Raw genomic sequence first — 19,107 nt, forward strand, 5'->3', positions numbered from 1 at the left:
TTAGCTGTTTCTCGCCCTTGTGCGAGGACACATTATTTTCAGGCGCACGTCGCCTGCATGCAGACTTAAGAGGCTAGACCCCTGTGGCATTGACGATTCTTGGCCTGTCCGGCGCCCTTAGCCATGATCCTTCCGCAGCCCTGTACATCGACGGCAAGCTGGTCGCGGCGGCTGAAGAGGAGCGCTTCGTACGCGATAAACATGCAAAGAACCGCATGCCCTACGAATCGGCGAAGTTCTGCCTGGAACAGGCGGGCATCAAGCCGTCCGACGTTGACGTGGTTGCGATTCCGTTCGCCCCGATCAGCCTGTTCGGCAAGGCGCGCTGGCACTACGCCAAGCGTTACTGGTATGCCCCGGATCGTGCACTTGATGCGATCCTGATGGGCAACCGTCGCTACAAACGCTATCGCAACAAGATTGTCTGGTGTCTCCAGCAACTGGGCTTCGACCCGAAGAAAATCAAGATCGAACCGGTCGAGCATCACCTGGCCCACGCCTCCAGCGCTTACCACTGCTCCGGTTTCAAAGAGAAAACCGCGATCCTGGGGATCGATGGCAAGGGCGAGTACGCCACGACCTTCTTCGGTTATGGCGAGAACGGAAAGATCCACAAGATCAAAGAGTTCTTTGACCCGGACTCCCTCGGTGGCCTGTATGGCGCGATCACCGAATTCCTCGGTTTCGAAATGCTTGATGGCGAGTTCAAGGTCATGGGCATGGCGCCGTACGGCGACGCCAGCAAATACGACTTCTCGCGCCTGGCCTCGTTCGAAAACGGCGAGTTGGTGATCAACACCGACTACGCCAACGTCATCGGCCTGCGTCGCTACAAAGAGAAAGGCAAAGGTTTCTACTTCACGCCGAAGCTGATCGAGTGGCTGGGCCCGAAACGTGAAGGCGACATTGCCGACGAGCCGTACATCCACTACGCCGCGAGCATGCAAGCGCTGTTCGAGAAACTGGCGTTGCAGATGATCGATTACTACCTGAGCGACGTGCTCAAGGAAACCGGCAAGCTGGCCTTCGCGGGCGGTTGCGCACTGAACGTCAAGCTGAACCAGAAAATCATCGCCCGCGATGACGTCAAGGAGCTGTTCGTGCAACCGGCGTCCGGCGATGCCGGTACTGCGGTCGGCGCTGCGGCCTATGTGTCCCACGCCCGTGGCGTACCGGTCGAGAAGATGGAACACGTCTACCTCGGCCCGTCGTACAGCAACGAAGACGTGATCGCCGCCTGCGCACGTCACCCGAGCGCGCCGAAATGGCAGCAGATCGACAACATGCCGGAGCGTATCGCCAAGATCATGGTCGAGGGCAACCCGGTGGCCTGGTTCCAGGGTCGCATGGAGTTCGGTCCACGTGCGCTGGGCGGTCGTTCGATCATTGGTTGCCCGAGCGCCACCGGCGTGGCTGACCGGATCAACCATCAGATCAAGTTCCGCGAGCGCTGGAGGCCTTTCTGCCCGTCGATGCTCGACACCGTGGCGCCGCAGATGATCAAGATCGATCACCCGGCACCGTTCATGACCTTCACATTCGAAGTGGCTGAAGAGTGGAAAACCCGTGTGCCGGAAGTCGTCCATGAAGACGGCACGTCCCGCGCCCAGGTGCTCAAGCGCGAATACAACCCGCGCTACTACGACATGATGAAAGCGCTGGAAGTGCTGACCGGCAACGGTGTGTCGCTGAACACCTCGCTGAACCGCCGTGGCGAGCCGATGATCTGCTCGCCGACCGACGCCCTGAACATGTTCTTCGGCTCCGATCTGCAGTACCTGATCATGGAAGACATTCTGGTGGTCAAGGATGGCGTGGAAGGGCACACCGTTGTCTGAGCTGCTGATCAGCGTCGTCATTCCGGCCTACAACTACGCCAAGACCCTGCCGCGTGCGGTGGAATCGGTATTGGCGCAGTTGGCTGACGCCCAAGCCGAATTGCTGGTGATCGACGACGGGTCTACCGACGCGACCCCGCAAGTTCTGGAGCAGCTTCAGGCGCAACATCCCGGACGTTTTCGTGCCTTGCGCAAACCCAATGGCGGTCTGTCTTCGGTACGAAATCGCGGGATTGTGGAGGCTTCGGGGCGCTACCTGATCTTCCTCGATGCCGATGACGAGATGGCCCAGGGCGCGTTGGCTGCGTTGACGCAACACATTGCCAGTCACCCCGAAAGCCGTCTGGTGATTGGCGGGCACTGGTCGGTGTTCGACGATGGTCGTCGCTCCCTGCACGCCGTAAAGCCATTGCCGGCCACTGCCCGGCAACGGGTGCGCGGCTACTTGCTGGACAAGACCGTGTCGCTGTCCAACGGTGCCTGTGCGATGCATCGCGAAGTGTTTGCGCCGGGCAACTATCCCGAGCACCTGCGCAACGTCGAAGACATTCCGGTGTTTGCCCAAGTGCTGGCGCGGTTTCCATGCAGCGTGCTTGATCAGCCATTGGCGCTGATCTACAAGCACGGCGACAGCATGCGGCATGACCTCAAGCAAAGCCTGGCGGCGGGTGCCGGGATGGTCGACGAGGTGTTTTCCCCTGCGCGCATGCCGGCTGAACTTCAGGATTTGCGTCAGCCGTTCCTGGCTCAGCGTTGCCTGTCGTTGTTTCGCGATTGCTACAGCGCTGGCGACTATGTCAACGCCAAGGCGTTCTATCGTCAGGCCGTGCGCACCGATGTGCGTGCACTCACGCGTTGGTCTTACACCCGCAAGGCTATCCGGTTGCTGTTCAAATGAACGAGCCGCGTCCGGTGTCTACGCCATTGCCTGTTGAGGGCGTGTTTCAGGCTGAAGGCAGTTGGGCGCAAAAGGCTCGCGAGCTGGACCGCTATCGCTGGAAGCTGTTGCGCGAACGGCATGGTCGCTGCGCCAGTGTGATGCGCCTGTTGCGTGACGTGTTGGTGGATGTGGCGGTCGGTGTTCGTGCCAAGGCATGCATGAATGGTTCGGTAGTGGCAGCCCCTTGCGAAGTGCTGCTGCTGCATTCAGCGCCAAAATCCATGGCGCTTCAACGCAAAAATATTCTGATCGATGCCGTGCGCAAGCGGGGCGCGCATCTGGTGGAGGCAGCCCTGCGTTCGCCGTCCGATGCCTGTGCCGAGCGCATGCTGGCGAGGCCGCCGCAGTCGGTGCCGCTGCGTTATCTGGTGTACGCCGCCCATGCTCAATGGCTGGTGAGTACCTACACCCCCAAGGTGCTGATCAACGAACGCAACGGCAGCCTTCACGCGCCCTTTCTGCGGTTGGCATTGGCGGCGCGTGGCGCGCCGTTGCTGCATTTGGCCCATGCCACGACGCTGGAGTCGTCGCGGCGGCTGGGGATGAACGACTACGACTATTACGGCGTCTTTGGCCACAGTTCACTGGTTGCCCTGCAGGAGCGAACGCTGCGCTTTGGCGAATCGACCGTGGTGCTGCTCGGCTCTTACCTGGCCGATGAAACCTATGATTTGCCGGTCGCCGAGCCCGGCCTGCACACGTTGCTGATTCTGGGGGTCGGCCCGGACAAAGAGAAAGAGCCTGGCTACCAACAGACCTATCAGTTGCTGCGCGACTGGGCCGAGCAGCATTCGCATTATCGCGTGCTGTTCAAGCGTCACCCGCGCAGTCGTGCGCAGTTCTGGAGCGATGCCGCTGCGCAGTTACCGAACATCGAGTTGCTCGACACCCAGTACTCACTGGCAGACGCTTTGGCGCAGGCCAGCGTCGTCGTCAACATCATGTCCAATGCCGGTATCGAGGCAGGGCTGGCGGGGCGGCCGGTGATCCATGTCAACGCCGGTGGCGATGAGGATATTTTCTCTCACGCGCTGTTTTTCGGCCCGCAAGTGCGCAATGTCGAGGAGTTTTCCCGGCAGTTGCAAGCGGTCGAACAGGATTATCCGGGGCATGTCGCCAAGGCGCGCGGGTTTGCCGATTACCACCTGGTACATGGCTCTCAGGGGTTGGCAAAAACCGCGCAACTGGTCGACGAGCTGCTGCGCGGCGAAGATCCGAAACGTCACTTCGAGACGTTTACGTTGCCTGCTGCCGGTTGATAGCCGGCATTTCCGGGTTCAGGTGTTGAGTGCCAAGCTCAATTCCTTTGCGTTGCACACGTGCTGGTGGCGTAGGTAATGCTCGGCAAATTGAGTATCGGCCAGTAACCAGGCGCGGTCCTCGCGATAGCGCAGCATGTGTTTGAAGTTGCGCAGGCGCAGACCCTTTCGAAGTGGCTTGCGGTAGGCGCGCAAGTCAGCGATGTCGATCAGCCCCAGCGTGTTCTCAGGTGTCAGTACCACGTTGCCCAAGTGGGCCGAGCGAAAGTAAATGCCGTCTTCGTGCAGGCGGGCCATGAACTCGCCCAGTTGTGCGCGAAGGCTCGCGTCGGTGCCCAGCAACTGACGCAGGGTGCGTCCGGGCAGGGGGTCATAGTGCACGGCGTCCCGTTTGATGCTGGGGATTCGATAGACCTGGCGAACGCTCGGGCATTCGATGCCGCGTTCACGCAGCACCTGGCAATTGTCGGCGAAGCGCCGGGCATAGGGTGCCCAAAGGGCGGATGTCAGCAGGCGCTTGCGACGAAATAGCTTGAGCATCGAGCCGTCGGCCAGGCGCAATACTTTATCTCCTTTACCATCGGCTTCGAGAACGTCGGCGCCCTCGCGCATGTTGAGATAAACGGCATGGTCCAGCGTTTGCATCAAGGCTCCAGAGGCTTGGCCTGAGGGGATGGGCAGCCGGCTATGTTACCGCAGCGTGCACGTCGCAAAAAACCGCTGTGGTACAATCGCCCCACTTTTTTTATGACGAATTCGCTCGTATTACGTGGTTCTCGTCGCAGCTGCCCGCCTGTCACGTTGTATGGCCGACTACCACTGAGCGCTTGCCCCTTCTATTATGGTTTCATGCTTCTATGCGCGAACCGGCGCATGACAGGACGTTGAAATACCGGGTTTGTCTCACGTGATTCTGTTGCACCTAGGCGGGTGGATGCAGCCTATTTTCTGGACGCCCTATGACGACAATGCTGTTCATTTCCATGGCCAAGCACCAAGGCCTCTATTTCAATCGGTTGATCAATGAAACCGAGCTCAAGGGTAAAGTTGTCACCGTGCCACAAATGCCTTGGCCGAGGCCTTGGCGGATCTCCAGCGTACTTGCGCGAATCGACTGGCAGGGGCTTATCGAGGAAAAGTGCGAAGAGCGGAACGTCAAAAACAAGAACAGTGGTCGCCTGTACCGCTTTTTGTTACGTCTTGAATTAACTTGGATGGCCCTCCGCGCGCAAGCCTTGCTTGATCGAGAGCGCCCCGATGCCCTGGTGGTCTGGAATGGTTCCCATCGCTATTGCCAGTTGCTGGTGGCACTGGCGCCGTCCGGCTGCAAAACCTTCTTTTTCGAAAACGGCCTGCTGCCCGATACCACGACGGTGGATGGGCGTGGTGTGAACTACCGCAACTCCGTCCCGCGTGATGCCGGTTTCTACCTCAACTATCCTTTTTCGGTGCATGAGGACCAGGCGGCTCCTACACTCATTCCACGCAAGCCCCGCACTACAGGTATTGCGCCGATCGTCTTGCCGGAGCAGTTTGTTTTCATCCCGTTTCAGGATGATCGTGACACTCAGGTCCGGCTCTTTTCGCCCTGGGTCGGCAACATGCGGGAGATGTTTGCCCTGGGTGAGCGGCTGGCCCGGGAAGCCGGCGTAACCGTGGTGTTCAAGGAACACCCGTCGAGCCACGAATGCTACCCGGAGCTCCATGCCCGGACCCATGAGCGTCTGCTGTTCGCCAATGGCAACTCGACTCAAGAGTTGATCGAGGCCAGTCAGTTCGTCATCACCCTGAACTCGACGGTTGGGCTGGAAAGTCTGCTGTTAGGTAAACCGGTTCTGACGTTGGGTCAGGCATTTTTCAACATCGAAGGACTGGTCGTTCATGCTGACTCCAGCGATGAACTGGTCGAACGGGTAAAGGCTTTCCCCCATTGGCCGCTCGAGGAGCGGATAAGGCTGAATTTCTTGCACTACATGACCCATGAATACTGCATTGAAGGGGGATGGAAAAATGCAGACGCCAAGCAGTTGGAACGGGTTGCGAGCCGAATGCTGAGGGCCTTTCGTGACGTGGCTTAGGTTCGGTCCGGGAGGTAAAGGCCTGCTTCCGTCCCTGGCATTTGCAGGCTTGGTCGTATTCCTGTGTGGGGCATGGGTGTCGCCGACCAGCAAGCTATACCACCAACTGATCATCGCCTTTATGTGGGTGCCGGCCTTGTTGGCGTTGTTCACGCGCGACTTCCGTCTTCGCCTTAAGCAGTCGGAGTGCTGGTTGTACGGTGCGTTGGCCGGTTGGGTACTGACGGTGCTGTTGATACACGGAGCCGAGGATCCGATCGGTGAAGGCAAAATGCCGTTTCTGATTGGGCTTTCCCTGGCTGGAATTGTTCTGGCGGCGCAACAACCGATGATTCCCCTGGAGCGCTTGCTGCTGTATGCCGGCGTGTTTGGCGGGTTGATGGCCGGTGTGTCCTGGGTGTACTTCTATATTGTTGTCGGCAATCCCATGAGCGGCCGATTGAGCGCCATCGGTGTCTGGAACGCCATCATCATGGCTTCCCATGCCGTTGGCGCTCTGGCGGTGATGGGCGTGTTCATGCTCAAGAATGTTCGCCTCAAGCCTGCTGTTGCAGTGTTGCTGCTGTTTGCGGGTTTGGGTTATGCCGCATTTCTGGCATCGAGCCAGACACGTGGCGTCTGGATCGCCCTGGCTGCAACGCTGGTGGTCATGGCCATAGCGCTCAAGTCCCGTCGCTGCGGGTACTTCATTCTTGTGGCCGTGGTGGGTATCGCATGCATAGCCGCTGTCGACCCCGAGATATTGCTTCAGCGTGGCGTTTCCTACCGGCCGGAACTCTGGCATGGCGGCGTCCAATTGATACGCGACCACTGGATGACAGGTGTCGGGTTTGACACCTACTTGATCCAGCTCTCGGATGGTTCCACATACAAGCACCCGCACAACCTGTTTCTGGACACGGGCGTTCGTCTGGGTGTGCCCGGCTTGATACTGTTTTTGTTGTTGTGGGTGCGCGTCGGCTGGCGTGGCTGGGCGTGCCGGGATGTACCGCTGGGTCAGGCATTGCTGGCGTTATGGGTGTTCGCCAGTGTGTCGTTGCTGACCGACGGGATCGGCCTGTGGTTCAAGCCCAATGCTGACTGGCTTATTACCTGGCTGCCCATTGGCCTGAGCCTGGTCCTGGCCGGTCGCGAAGGGAAAACAGGTGAGGCTTCGGCCAATGTTTCAGGCCCGCCTCTGTAAGTGATTCAGCTCCCTGTGAGCATGATGTCTGCCTGGCCACCGGCCCTTTTGCCGGTCGGCTGGCCGACATCGCCATTTTGCGATGGGTTCGCTGTTACAATCCGCCCCCTGTCTCTTTTTTAAACTGTACGAGGCTCGCCGAATGGCCAATCCTGCCCAGCAATCCAGTATGAAGATCTACCTGCGATTGCTGAAATACGTACTCCCGTACTGGGGGGCGTTTGCCATCAGTATTGTTGGTTTTGTACTGTTCGCCTCCAGCCAGCCGATGCTGGCCGACATGCTCAAGCACTTTCTCGATGCCTTGCAGAAACCCTCGGACACCAAGTTCCTGGGCGTTTCGCTGGTGCTCGGCGTGCCGTTCCTGATCGTGATGATTGCGGTCTATCAGGGTATTGGTTCATTCCTGGGCAACTATTATCTGGCCAAGGTGGCGCGTGGCGTGGTTCACGACCTGCGCTGCGCCTTGTTCGACGACCTGCTGACCTTGCCGAACCGTTATTTCGATAACAACAACTCCGGTCACCTGATTTCCCGCATCACCTACAACGTGACCATGGTCACCGGCGCGGCAACGGACGCGATCAAAGTGGTGATCCGTGAAGGCCTGACCGTGGTCTTCCTGTTCGGTTACCTGGTGTACAGCAACTGGAAAATGACCCTGGTGTTGCTGGCGATCCTGCCGATCATCGCGGTGCTGGTGAGCAGCGCGAGCAAGAAATTCCGCAAGCAGAGCAAAAAGATCCAGGTGGCGATGGGCGACGTGACCCACGTGGCCTCGGAAACCATTCAAGGTTACCGCGTGGTCCGCAGCTTCGGTGGCGAGACCTATGAAAAGGAGCGTTTCCACAAGGCCAGCTCCGACAACATGAATCGCAGCCTGGGCATGACCCGGACCCAGTCGATCTACACCCCGGTCCTGCAACTGGTGATTTACGTCGGCATGGCCGTGCTGATGTATCTGGTCCTCTACCTCCGTGGCGACGCATCTGCCGGTGAGTTGATTGCCTACATCACCGCTGCGGGCCTGCTGCCCAAACCGATCCGTCAGTTGTCGGAAGTCAGTGCCACGATCCAGAAGGGTCTGGCCGGTGCCGAAAGCATTTTCGAGCAGCTCGATGAGGCACCTGAAGTCGATACCGGCACCCAGGAGCGCGAGAAGATCAGCGGCCGCCTCGAAGTCCGTAACCTGAGCTTCCAATACCCGAACACCGAGCGCCTTGTGCTCAACGACATTTCGTTCACCGCCGAGGCCGGTCAGATGGTTGCGCTGGTGGGGCGCTCAGGCAGTGGCAAGTCGACCCTAGCCAACCTGATTCCACGGTTCTACCAGCACGAAAAGGGGCAGATCCTGCTCGACGGGCTGGACGTCGAAGACTACAAGCTGACCAACCTGCGTCGCCACATTGCGCTGGTGACCCAGCAGGTCACCCTGTTCAATGACACGGTCACCAACAACATTGCTTACGGCGACCTCGCCGGAGCGCCGTTCGAAGATGTGCGCAAGGCCTCGGAAGATGCCTATGCGGCTGAGTTCATCGAGCAAATGCCGCAAGGCTACGACACGTTGGTGGGCGAAAACGGCGTGCTGCTTTCCGGCGGTCAGCGCCAGCGTCTGGCAATTGCCCGGGCGTTGCTCAAGAACGCCCCGCTGCTGATCCTCGACGAGGCAACGTCGGCACTCGACACCGAGTCCGAGCGGCACATTCAAGCGGCGCTGGATAAAGTCATCAAGGGCCGTACCACGCTGGTGATTGCTCACCGCTTGTCGACCATTGAAAAAGCCGACCTGATCCTGCTGATGGACAAGGGCCAGATCGTCGAGCGCGGCACTCATGCCGAGCTGCTGGCGCTCAATGGTCTTTATGCACGCTTGCACGAGAAGGACTTTATCGAAAGTACGGACGAGGCAATGACGGAGTCGCACGTTTGATTTTGAGTCACTGGCGAGTCTGGCGAGAAAACGGTTGGACCCCTATCGATGCCGATGCCTACGCCCAGGCCTGGCATCGGTTTGGCGGCAGCGTCGCGACCCATCCCGAGGTTGTTGCACGATTGTCCGCGTTGGCGGGCATCGCCGTGCGTTACCTGGGTTGGTTTGCCGATGGCGAGTTGCAGGCTGCGATACCGACCTGGGGCCGTCACCTGGCGCTGTCCAAGGACGTGCTCAAGCGTGAGCGCAAGCGCGGCATGTTCGACATGGGCAATGCCGAAATCATCCTGCCAGTGGCGGAGCAGGCACAGATTCGCCTGCGTCATCGTGCGCGGTATGTGTCCGAGCTCAATGCCGGGCGCATCAGCTCCCTGATCGAACAGCCCGAAGGCCTGGCCTTGGCGCGTCTGCCCGAGGACTACAGCAAGAAGTTCCGCTACAACCAGCGTCGCGAACAGCGTTTGCTGGAAGAGGCGGGCGGCCGCATTCGGCCGATGCTGGAGTTGAGCGCCGCCGAGCAGGCGACGATTTATGCCGACCTGTTCCAGCGCCGCTGGAACTTCGAAGCGCCGGGCAAGGCCCTCCTCGCCGAAGTGTTCACGCTGCTGCGTGAGTTCATGACCGGCTCGCTGGTCTACCTGAACGATGAACCGGTTGCCATCCAGGTGTTGTACCGGGTGGAGGCACCGCAGTGGGTCAGCCTGGAGTACATCAACGGTGGCGTCGACCCGCAGAACCGCGAGTTCAGCCCCGGCAGCGTGCTCAGTTTCGTCAATACCCAGGACGCCTGGGAACAGGCGCGCGCCGTTGGCAAACCGCTGCGCTACTCTTTTGGCCGCGCCGATCGCGAATACAAGGACCGCTGGTGCAACCGGGTCCCGGTCTACCAGGTGTGAACGAGGTCATGCAGCCATGAGCGGACGCAAGCAGCAATTGCTCAAGCGCCATCGTAAAAACAAGCGTCTGGTGCTGCTGGTGGCGGCATCGCTGCTGGTGTTGTTCGGCGTTTTCGTGGCTTGGTGGCCGTTGCCGCTGCTATTGCTGCTGGGCTGGATTGCCCATGAAGCCTGGTTTGCCGACCATCTGTTTTATGCCCCTGGCGATGACTACCGCTATGATTTCCCGCCTGGCACGCCACAGTTTGCGGTGAGCGTGCAGCAAGGGCGTTTGCAGGTTGCCGGCGAGATTGGCGATGCGCAGACACTGGTGCTGCAACTGCGGGTCAAAAGCCGTGGGCTGGGGCGTTTGTTCGACCCGCAGGTGTGGGTCGGCGAGGACCGTCAGGATTTCGAGCGCGGGGTGAATGGCGAGCGTTTTCTCAACCTGTCCGGTCAAGGTGCGGCACTGGTGGCCGGGCAACTGACGCTGCGCGGGCGTTTCTGCACGCTGAGTCAAACCGCAACCCTGTATGCCTTGAGCCATCCCGATTACGCCGATCAGCGTTTGCTGATCGTTGCTCCCCATGCCGACGACGCCGAACTGGCGGCGTTTGGTCTTTACAGTCGAGCACCCGAGGTCACGATTGTCACCCTGACCCAGGGCGAGATCGAAGCCGAGAACTATCGCAAGCTGGGGCTCGACAGTGCGCAGGCGGCGCGTCTCAAGGGGCGCTTGCGCACATGGGACAGCCTGGCGGTGCCGCTGTGGGGCGGTGTGTCGCAACATCGCTGCCTCCAACTCGGCTATTACTGCCTGCAATTGCCCGCCATGGCGCAGCAGCCTGATCAGGCTTTCGGTTCCCGTGAGTCTGGTGAGTGTGATATCCGCCCGCTGCGTCGACAGAACCCACTGAGCCTGGCCGGTGATGTCGATGGTCAGCCGCATTGGCGCAATCTTGTCGCCGACCTGGTGGGCGTGCTTGAGCACTGCCGGCCTGAAGCGGTGCTCACGCCGCACCCGGAACTGGACCCTCACAGCGACCACATCGCCAGCACCCACGCGCTGTTGGAAGCCATCGAACTCAGTGCCTGGCGCCCGCGCACGTTGCTGCTCTATGCCAATCACCTGCACGACAATGACCGCTGGCCGATGGGCCCGGCCGGTTATGGCATCGCCTTGCCGCCGACCATTGAAGCGCTGCCGGCCGATGCCTTGTGGAGCCCGACGCTGGACGCCGACAAGCGTCTGGACAAGGCCATGGCGCTGGGCATGCAGCATGATTTACAAGGCCGGCCACCCTTCAAGAAGCGCCTGCGCCGTCTGATCCAGCGCGTGCTGGCGGGTCGTCGCTGGCCGGTTACCGGTGAAGATGAGTTCATGCGCAAGGCTGTGCGCCGCCATGAACTGTTCTGGGTGCGCCCGCTGGGCTCGCCGTCAAATGATGAGCGCTCCTGAGCCGGCGCTTCGCGTGCGGTCAGGCCCCCTCCCTATGTTATTATTCGCGGCGTTTTTACCGCCCCTGGAGTTTCCATGAAGTTGTCCATGCCGCGATTTGATCAGGCCCCTGTCCTGGTGGTCGGCGATGTCATGCTCGACCGTTACTGGCATGGTGGTACCTCGCGGATTTCCCCTGAGGCGCCCGTGCCAGTGGTCAAAGTCGAGCAAATCGAGGACCGCCCGGGCGGTGCCGCCAACGTTGCCTTGAACATTGCGGCCCTCGGTGCGCCTGCGTCCCTGGTCGGCGTGACCGGCGACGACGAAGCCGCCGACAGCCTGACCAACAGCCTCAAGGGCGCAGGCGTCCGGGCGTTGTTCCAGCGCATTGCGCACCAGCCGACCATCGTCAAGCTGCGGGTCATGAGCCGTCACCAGCAACTGCTGCGTATCGACTTCGAAGAACCGTTTGCCACCGATGCGCTCGCGCTGGGTGCTGAAGTCGACGGTTTGCTCGAAGGCATCAAGGTGCTGGTGCTGTCCGACTACGGCAAAGGTGCCTTGAAGAATCACCAGGTGCTGATCCAGGCCGCCCGTGCCCGTGGCATTCCGGTGCTGGCCGACCCCAAGGGTAAGGACTTCTCGATCTACCGTGGCGCGAGCCTGATTACGCCGAACCTCAGCGAGTTCGAAACCATCGTCGGCGGTTGCGCCGATGAGCACGACCTGGTGACCAAGGGCGCGAAACTGATGCACGACCTTGAACTGGGTGCGCTGCTGGTGACCCGTGGCGAACACGGCATGACCTTGCTGCGTCCCGAGCATCCGGCGCTGCATTTACCGGCTCGGGCCCGTGAAGTGTTCGACGTGACGGGTGCGGGCGATACGGTGATTTCCACCCTGGCGGCGGCGATTGCGGCCGGTGAAGAGCTGCCGCACGCGGTGGCCCTGGCCAACCTGGCGGCGGGCATTGTGGTCGGCAAGCTGGGTACGGCGGCCATCAGCGCCCCGGAGCTGCGTCGCGCCATTCAGCGTGAAGAAGGTTCTGAGCGCGGTGTGTTGAGCCTCGATCAACTGCTGCTGGCCATCGATGATGCCCGTGCGCACAACGAGAAAATCGTCTTCACCAACGGCTGCTTCGACATCCTCCACGCCGGTCACGTGACCTACCTGGAGCAGGCGCGGGCCCAGGGTGATCGCTTGATCGTCGCGGTCAACGACGATGCCTCGGTCAGCCGTTTGAAAGGCCCGGGACGCCCGATCAACAGCGTCGACCGGCGCATGGCGGTGTTGGCAGGTCTGGGCGCCGTGGACTGGGTGATCAGCTTCCCTGAAGGCACCCCGGAAAACCTTCTGGCGCAGGTCAAGCCGGACGTCCTCGTCAAAGGTGGCGATTACGGCATCGACCAGGTAGTCGGCGCCGACATCGTGACCGCGTACGGCGGCAAGGTGAAAGTGCTGGGGCTGGTTGAAAACAGCTCGACCACGGCCATTGTCGAGAAGATCCGTAATAACTGAAAACGACGCGGTCACTGTGGCGAGGGAGCTTGCTCCCGCTGGGGCGCGAAGCGGCCCTGAAACCATACACCGCGGTTTTTCAGAGTGACTGCGTCTGGTGGTTTACGATTGCTGCGCAACCGAGCGGGAGCAAGCTCCCTCGCCACAACAGCCCACCCGTCTGTCTATCGCGCGGCCTTGCGCGGCACGATTTTCTTCAGCAATTGCTTGGCCTTGCCGGTCAGGCGTTTGAGGCCTGACTCCTTGTTCGGTTGGCTCAGCCCTTGCTGCCTGAGCCAGTCCTTCCAGCGAATTCGCTCATCGCGCACCAGCCAGCCCTCCTGTCGGGCAAAACTCTCTGCCAGATACAAACCACGCGTACTTGCGGGGTAGAGCTGATCCTTTTTCAAGGTATAGAGCTCGGGCAACGGTTGGCCGTCCTGAAGCGGCATCAGGTACAGGTCGGGGCGCTTGCGGTCCAGGCGGGCAACCAGTTGATCGCCTTCAAGCCGTTCATCGACGTGAAACAGGCTCAGGGATTTGGCTTCCCTGGGCACGTCCAGGCGCAAATCGTAGATCAGTTGCAGCGACGCCGTTGGCAGGTGCACGTAGGCGCGTGGCCGCTCGATCAAGGTCAGGTTGGCGCAACGTATCGGTCGCGCACTGCCGGACAGCGGCGTCAGGCGAAACGGCAGGGCTTCACGGTAATGCAATGCGCTGGCGTAGGGCGCCGGTAGCCAGGTGTCGTTGAAACGCCCGCCTAACCAGCCTTCGGGAGTTTCCAGCAGGCATTCTTCGGCGATTTCCTGGATGGCCGTGTGCAGCGGCAGGTTCAGCTCGTGGGCCGGCACGTAGCCGGAAATCAGTTTGAGCACCACGTCGCCACGGTCCTGGCGACGCTGGCGTACCAACACCCAGTAATCGCGATTCTGCCAGTGTAGGGTCAGGCGCACCGAGACCCCGAGGTTGGCCAGTTCCAGCGAAAAATGCTCGGGATTGGCCACCGTCACCGGGCGCCGGCGTTGCAGGGTCTGGGCGAAGTTGAGCGGCCGCCCGACGCTCTGATAACTCAGGCCTTCGGCGGTTGCCTCGACGTACAACGGCAGGGTCTTGAAGTTGCTGGGGTTCTTTCTGATGAGCGTACGCGGCATGTCGGCTCCTTCTTGCGTCGGGGTCGGCCGCGTGGGCGGCGTATTTAGTGACTACGCAGGACTTGCGCAACGGTGGCCACATTGTGGGCCAGGTGCAGCGGATTAATGGTCCCGACAATAGCACTGGCAACGCCGGGTTGGGCAAACAACAGCTCGAAGCTGGCCCGCACCGGATCTACGCCGGGGCTCAGGCACACGTGGCCGCTGGCCAGGGCCTTTTTCACCAGGATCGCTTTGCCATGGGCGGCGGCGTAATCGATGACCGGCCGCTCGGCCTGCTCGTTGAGATTGTAGGTGACCATGGCGCAATCGCCTTGTTCCAGGGCCTTCAGCCCACCGTCGACGGTTTTCCCGGAGAAGCCGAAGCCGCGAATCTTGCCTTCGCGCTTGAGGTCGGCCAGGGTCTGGTACACCTCGCATTCGTTGAGGATTGCCAGGTCATTGCCGTCCGAGTGCACCAGCACCAGGTCGATAAAGTCCGTTTCAAGCCGTTGCAGGCTACGCTCCACCGAGGAGCGCGTGTGAGCGGCGCTGAAGTCGTGGCGCGACTGACCGTCGGCGAACTCTTCGCCGACCTTGCTGACGATCACCCATTCCTGGCGCTGGCCGCGCAACAAGGGGCCGAGGCGTTCTTCGCTGCGACCATAAGCGGGGGCGGTGTCGATCAGGTTGATGCCCAGGTCGCGGGTCAGCTTGAGCAGCATGCGCGCTTCGTCATCATCCGGAATCTGAAAGCCGTTGGGGTATTTCACCCCTTGATCGCGGCCCAGTTTCACTGTGCCCAGGCCCAGCGGCGAAACCAGCAGGCCAGTGCTGCCGAGTGGGCGATGCAGGTCGTGCAGGGTCGCTTGGCTCATGGCAGCAATTGCTCCCAGGCCGGAACGCCCATCGGTGGTTTTGGCAGTGCCGGCAGCGGTGCGACCTGGCGTGGCTGGATGCCGTCGCGTTGCAGGGCGGCGAGCACACGGTCCGAGAAGTCCGGGGCAAGGGCGAGCTTGGTCGGCCAGCCCACCAGCAGGCGATCCTGCTCGGCGAGGAAGGCGTTGTCAGGGCGACTCAGGCCCGATTGCAGCGGTTCTGCACGGTCGACGCGCAAGGTCGCCCACTGCGCCTGGCTAAGGTCGACCCATGGCAGCAGGTTGCCGAGTTCTTTTTGGGCCGCGGCGATTTGCGCGGCCGGTTCGCGGGCCACGCCTTCGGCCTCGGCGATGTCGCCGCCCAGGTACCAGACCCACTGGCCGTCGGCAGCCGGGTGGGTGGTCACGGTGATGCGCGGCTTCGGCCCGCCGCCCAGGCAATGGGCGTACAGCGGCTTGAGGCTCGGGCCTTTGACCAGAATCATGTGCAGCGGTCGGCGTTGCATGGCCGGTTGGGCGAGGCCCAGGGCCGTCAGCAGATCGGCGTTGCCAGCGCCGGCGCTGAGGACGATGCGTTGCGCGTGAATCTCACGGCCATCGACCCGCAAGCCCACCAGCTCGCCGTTTTCCAGCAGCGGTTCGATGCTTTGCCCGGCCAGCAGGCCGTCACCGGCCAGCTCGGCCAGACGCCCGATCAGGCTTGGCACGTCGACCACCAGTTCCGCCAGGCGATAGACCTTGCCCTTGAAGCGCTTGTCTTGCAGAGCTGGCGGCAGTTGCTCGCCCTTGACCTGATCGACCCGCCCGCGCACGGCTTTGCTGGCGAAGAAACTGGTGAGGTTGCCTGCCAGGGTGCCGGGCGACCACAGATAGTGGGCTTCGGACAGCAGGCGCACGCCGGACAGGTCCAGCTCGCCACTGCCCGCCAGGGCTTCACGCCAGCGGCGGGGCATGTCGGCAATGGCTTCCGAGGCGCCGGTCAACGCACCGTGCAGCGCGTACTTGGCGCCACCGTGGATGATCCCCTGGGATTTCACACTCTGCCCGCCGCCCAGGCTGGCGCTTTCCACCAGCACGGTCGAAAAACCCTGGCGACGCAGGCGTGCGTTCAGCCAGAGGCCGGCAACGCCTGCGCCGACAATCAGCACGTCGGTGGAAATAACGGATGGCATGCAGCGACCTCAGTGTTCAAGACGAGGGACGCAGTATACAGACTCGTGGAAGAGGGGAATTGTTGCTGATCAATCGGGTGGATGCAGAGCCAGTGGGAGCGAGCTTGCTCGCGATAGCGGTGGGTCAGTCAACATTGATGCTGAATGTTATGTCGCCATCGCGAGCAAGCTCGCTCCCACAATGATCGGGCTTCAAATCTCAATGACCGGCCGTTTTCGAGAACAGCTGGATAACAACCACGCCCAGGACGATCAGCGCCATGCCGAGCATGGCCGGGATGTCGAGTTTCTGCCCGTAGAGGAACAGCGCCGCGACGCTGACCATCACGATGCCCATCCCGGCCCACACGGCGTAGGCCACACCCACCGGCACGGTGCGCACCACCAGGGTCAGCATCCAGAAGGCGATGCCGTAGCCGACGATGATCAGCGCCAGCGGCAGCGGCGTGCTCAGTCCCTTGACCGCTTTCATCGATACGGTGGCAATCACTTCGGCGCAGATGGCGATAGCCAGGTAGTAGTAAGCGTTCATGGGGAGTTCCTCGTGTTTGGGCCTGCTTGATGAGGTCGGCATTTTAGAGACTCTTTAGATGCGGTAAAGTCATTACCTATCTTATTTACAGATGGGTTGTGCCGTGGATATTCAATGGGACCTGGAACAGATGCGCCTGTTCGTCAGCGTCGCCGAGCAGCGTTCGTTTTCCGCCGTGGCACGGGAACAGCGCAAGGCGCAGTCGGCGGTCAGCAACGCGATTGCGCTGCTTGAGGCGGACCTGGGCGTCAGCCTGTTTGAGCGCAGCAGCGGGCGCCAGCCGCGCCTGACCGAAGCGGGCAGTGCATTACTGGAAGAGGCGCGGGAAGTACTGCGCCAGTGCGAGCGGCTCAATGGCCGGGCGCAGGCCTTGGTGCGGGGTCAGGAAGCGCTGTTGCGTCTGGCTCAGGATGAGGCCATGCCGTTTCAACCGGTGATCGACAGCCTTGAATCGTTGGCCGAGCAGTTTCCCAGCCTGGAGGTGCAACTGGCCAGCGGCGCCCAGGGTGACGTGGCACGCAAACTGGTGGAGCGTCGGGCCGACCTGGGGCTGTTGTTTTACCACGATCAAATCCCTGAAGCCCTGGAGCGCCGGGTGTTGGGCAGCATCGAGATGGTCACGGTCTGCGGGGTCGGGCACCCGCTGGCTGCGCTGGCGAGCGTCAATTGCCAGCAACTGGCGCAGCATCGGCAGTTGTTGATGGCCACTCAGTCCAGCGTTTATCCCGGCAGCGAAGCGGCCAGCCCCCAAGTCTGGCGGGCCGACAGCTTCTACGTGATGGCCGAATTATTGATGCGTGGCCTCGGTTGGGCCTGGTTGCCGCGCAACGTGGTGCAGTATTCGGCGTATCAGAACCAGATGGTCGAACTGGTCAGCGAATGGACCCCGCCCGCGTTGGTGGTAGAGCTGGTCTGGCGGCGCGATGAGCCTCTCGGTCCGGCGGCGCGTTGGCTGGCTGAGCGATTTGCCGTGCACTTGCGGGCGATTGGCTAGAAAAGTCGATAAACTCCGCCGCCATGAATAGAACTCTCTACACCGCGCTGTTTTATCTGGGGCTGCCACTGGTAGCGATTCGGCTGTGGCTGCGAGCGCGCAAGGCGCCGGCATACGCCAAACGTATCGGCGAGCGGTTCTCCCTGGGCTTGCCGGCCATGCAGCCGGGCGGGATCTGGGTGCATGCGGTCTCGGTGGGCGAAAGCATTGCGGCAGCGCCGATGATTCGCGCCTTGCTGGAGCGTTATCCACAGCTGCCGATTACCGTGACCTGCATGACCCCGACCGGCTCGGAGCGGATTCAGGCAATGTTTGCGGGCGAGTCGCGGATTCAGCACTGCTATTTGCCCTATGACGTGCCCTGCGCGGCGGCGCGGTTTCTCGACAAGGTCCGGCCCACACTGGCGGTGATCATGGAAACCGAGTTGTGGCCCAATCACATTCATCAGTGCGCCAAGCGCGGGATTCCCGTGGCGCTGGCCAATGCCCGACTCTCGGAACGTTCGGCCAGGGGTTATGGTCGCTTCCGTAAACTGACCGGGCCGATGCTGGCCGAAATGAGCCTGTTTGCGGTGCAGACAGAGGCCGAGGCCCCAGCGCTTGCGTGATCTGGGTGCACGGGCGGAAACCGTCGAGGTGACCGGTTCGATCAAGTTCGACCTGAGCATCGATCCCCAGTTGCTTGAGCGCGCCGCACAACTGCGCGAGCAATGGCAGGCGAGCGAGCGTCCGGTCTGGATTGCCGCCAGCACCCATGAAGGCGAAGACGAGGTGGTGCTCGCGGCCCATCGGCAATTGCTCGCCAGCCATCCGGATGCCTTGTTGATTCTGGTGCCGCGTCACCCCGAGCGATTCGGCCCGGTGTTCGAGTTGTGCCAGCAGCAAGGTTTTGCCACGGTCCGCCGTTCGACGGGCGACGCCGTCAGCACCGACACCTCGGTGCTGCTGGGCGACACCATGGGCGAGTTGCTGTTTTTGTATGCCTTGGCTGACAGCGCGTTCGTCGGCGGCAGCCTGGTGCCCAATGGCGGGCATAACCTGCTGGAACCGGCAGCACTGGCCAAACCGGTGCTGAGCGGCCCGCACCTGTTCAACTTCCACGAGATCGCCGCGCTGATGCGCAGTGCCGGTGCGTTGCTGGAAGTCGATGATGCCGAAGGGCTGGCGGTGCAGGTGCAGCGCTTGTTCGAGTTGCCCCGTGACGCACAGAAAATGGCCGAGGCGGGACTCAAGGTGATGCGCACCAATCAGGGTGCATTGCAGCGGTTGCTGGATGGGTTGGGGCGGTTGATCGAAAAATCCTGAATCTGCCGATCCATTGTGGCGAGGGAGCGTGCTCCCGTTCGGCTGCGCAGCAGTC

15 protein-coding genes and 1 pseudogene are annotated in these 19,107 nt (G+C 61.4%); 11 read left to right on the forward strand and 5 right to left on the reverse strand.

Annotated elements, in window-relative coordinates:
• Positions 1-83 precede the first annotated feature (83 nt).
• From AABM54_RS02680 to AABM54_RS02690, 3 genes are read left to right on the forward strand one after another with little or no spacing between them, the layout of a single operon-like run.
• Positions 84-1,838, forward strand: coding sequence for a carbamoyltransferase (locus tag AABM54_RS02680; protein WP_347903565.1), 1,755 nt, complete (start codon positions 84-86; stop codon positions 1,836-1,838).
• Positions 1,810-2,736: a glycosyltransferase family A protein gene (locus AABM54_RS02685; RefSeq protein ID WP_347903567.1), complete on the forward strand. Its 927-nt coding sequence runs from the start codon at positions 1,810-1,812 to the stop codon at positions 2,734-2,736. Before AABM54_RS02680 ends, AABM54_RS02685 begins: the two co-directional genes overlap by 29 nt.
• Positions 2,733-4,037, forward strand: coding sequence for a capsule biosynthesis protein (locus AABM54_RS02690; RefSeq protein ID WP_347903569.1), 1,305 nt, complete (start codon positions 2,733-2,735; stop codon positions 4,035-4,037). Before AABM54_RS02685 ends, AABM54_RS02690 begins: the two co-directional genes overlap by 4 nt.
• Positions 4,038-4,055: 18 nt before the next feature.
• Here the strand turns inward: AABM54_RS02690 and AABM54_RS02695 are convergent, their stop codons facing one another.
• On the reverse strand, positions 4,056-4,682 hold the full coding sequence (locus tag AABM54_RS02695) for a toluene tolerance protein (RefSeq protein WP_347903570.1): 627 nt from the start codon (positions 4,680-4,682) through the stop codon (positions 4,056-4,058).
• Positions 4,683-4,996: 314 nt separating this feature from the next.
• Here AABM54_RS02695 and AABM54_RS02700 point away from each other — a divergent pair, with 314 nt between their 5' ends.
• The 6 genes from AABM54_RS02700 to hldE all read left to right on the forward strand — a co-directional run bounded on the left by AABM54_RS02700 (position 4,997) and on the right by hldE (position 13,062).
• On the forward strand, positions 4,997-6,115 hold the full coding sequence (locus tag AABM54_RS02700; RefSeq protein WP_347903572.1) for a capsular biosynthesis protein: 1,119 nt from the start codon (positions 4,997-4,999) through the stop codon (positions 6,113-6,115).
• 76 nt (positions 6,116-6,191) lie between these two features.
• A complete protein-coding gene (locus tag AABM54_RS02705) occupies positions 6,192-7,298 on the forward strand; it encodes an O-antigen ligase family protein (protein ID WP_347903574.1) in 1,107 nt (368 codons plus the stop codon).
• A gap of 142 nt (positions 7,299-7,440) precedes the next feature.
• Complete coding sequence (msbA, locus tag AABM54_RS02710) at positions 7,441-9,231, forward strand: lipid A export permease/ATP-binding protein MsbA (RefSeq protein WP_347903576.1); 1,791 nt, start codon at positions 7,441-7,443, stop codon at positions 9,229-9,231.
• On the forward strand, positions 9,231-10,127 hold the full coding sequence (locus AABM54_RS02715) for a GNAT family N-acetyltransferase (RefSeq protein WP_347906124.1): 897 nt from the start codon (positions 9,231-9,233) through the stop codon (positions 10,125-10,127). Before msbA ends, AABM54_RS02715 begins: the two co-directional genes overlap by 1 nt.
• Before the next feature lie 16 nt (positions 10,128-10,143).
• Positions 10,144-11,565, forward strand: coding sequence for a PIG-L family deacetylase (locus AABM54_RS02720; RefSeq protein WP_347903578.1), 1,422 nt, complete (start codon positions 10,144-10,146; stop codon positions 11,563-11,565).
• 75 nt (positions 11,566-11,640) lie between these two features.
• Positions 11,641-13,062 carry a bifunctional D-glycero-beta-D-manno-heptose-7-phosphate kinase/D-glycero-beta-D-manno-heptose 1-phosphate adenylyltransferase HldE gene (hldE, locus tag AABM54_RS02725; protein ID WP_347903579.1) on the forward strand — a complete coding sequence of 474 codons (1,422 nt, stop codon included), beginning with the start codon at positions 11,641-11,643 and terminating at the stop codon, positions 13,060-13,062.
• A gap of 164 nt (positions 13,063-13,226) precedes the next feature.
• Here hldE and AABM54_RS02730 read toward each other — a convergent pair whose 3' ends face one another.
• The 4 genes from AABM54_RS02730 to AABM54_RS02745 form a co-directional block, all read right to left on the reverse strand.
• The gene (locus tag AABM54_RS02730) at positions 13,227-14,192 is read right to left on the reverse strand and encodes a metal ABC transporter ATPase (RefSeq protein WP_347903580.1); all 966 of its coding nucleotides are present in this window, start codon (positions 14,190-14,192) and stop codon (positions 13,227-13,229) included.
• A 44-nt stretch (positions 14,193-14,236) separates the two neighbouring features.
• A complete protein-coding gene (locus AABM54_RS02735; protein WP_347903581.1) occupies positions 14,237-15,049 on the reverse strand; it encodes an aldo/keto reductase in 813 nt (270 codons plus the stop codon).
• The gene (locus AABM54_RS02740) at positions 15,046-16,221 is read right to left on the reverse strand and encodes an FAD-dependent oxidoreductase (RefSeq protein WP_347903582.1); all 1,176 of its coding nucleotides are present in this window, start codon (positions 16,219-16,221) and stop codon (positions 15,046-15,048) included. Before AABM54_RS02740 ends, AABM54_RS02735 begins: the two co-directional genes overlap by 4 nt.
• A gap of 199 nt (positions 16,222-16,420) precedes the next feature.
• Positions 16,421-16,753, reverse strand: coding sequence for a multidrug efflux SMR transporter (locus tag AABM54_RS02745; protein WP_347903583.1), 333 nt, complete (start codon positions 16,751-16,753; stop codon positions 16,421-16,423).
• A gap of 103 nt (positions 16,754-16,856) precedes the next feature.
• Here AABM54_RS02745 and AABM54_RS02750 point away from each other — a divergent pair, with 103 nt between their 5' ends.
• Positions 16,857-17,747 carry a LysR family transcriptional regulator gene (locus AABM54_RS02750; protein ID WP_347903585.1) on the forward strand — a complete coding sequence of 297 codons (891 nt, stop codon included), beginning with the start codon at positions 16,857-16,859 and terminating at the stop codon, positions 17,745-17,747.
• A gap of 23 nt (positions 17,748-17,770) precedes the next feature.
• A pseudogene (gene waaA, locus AABM54_RS02755) lies at positions 17,771-19,052 on the forward strand (lipid IV(A) 3-deoxy-D-manno-octulosonic acid transferase).
• Positions 19,053-19,107 lie beyond the last annotated feature (55 nt).

The organism is Pseudomonas purpurea, assembly GCF_039908635.1.
GTDB lineage: Bacteria > Pseudomonadota > Gammaproteobacteria > Pseudomonadales > Pseudomonadaceae > Aquipseudomonas > Aquipseudomonas purpurea.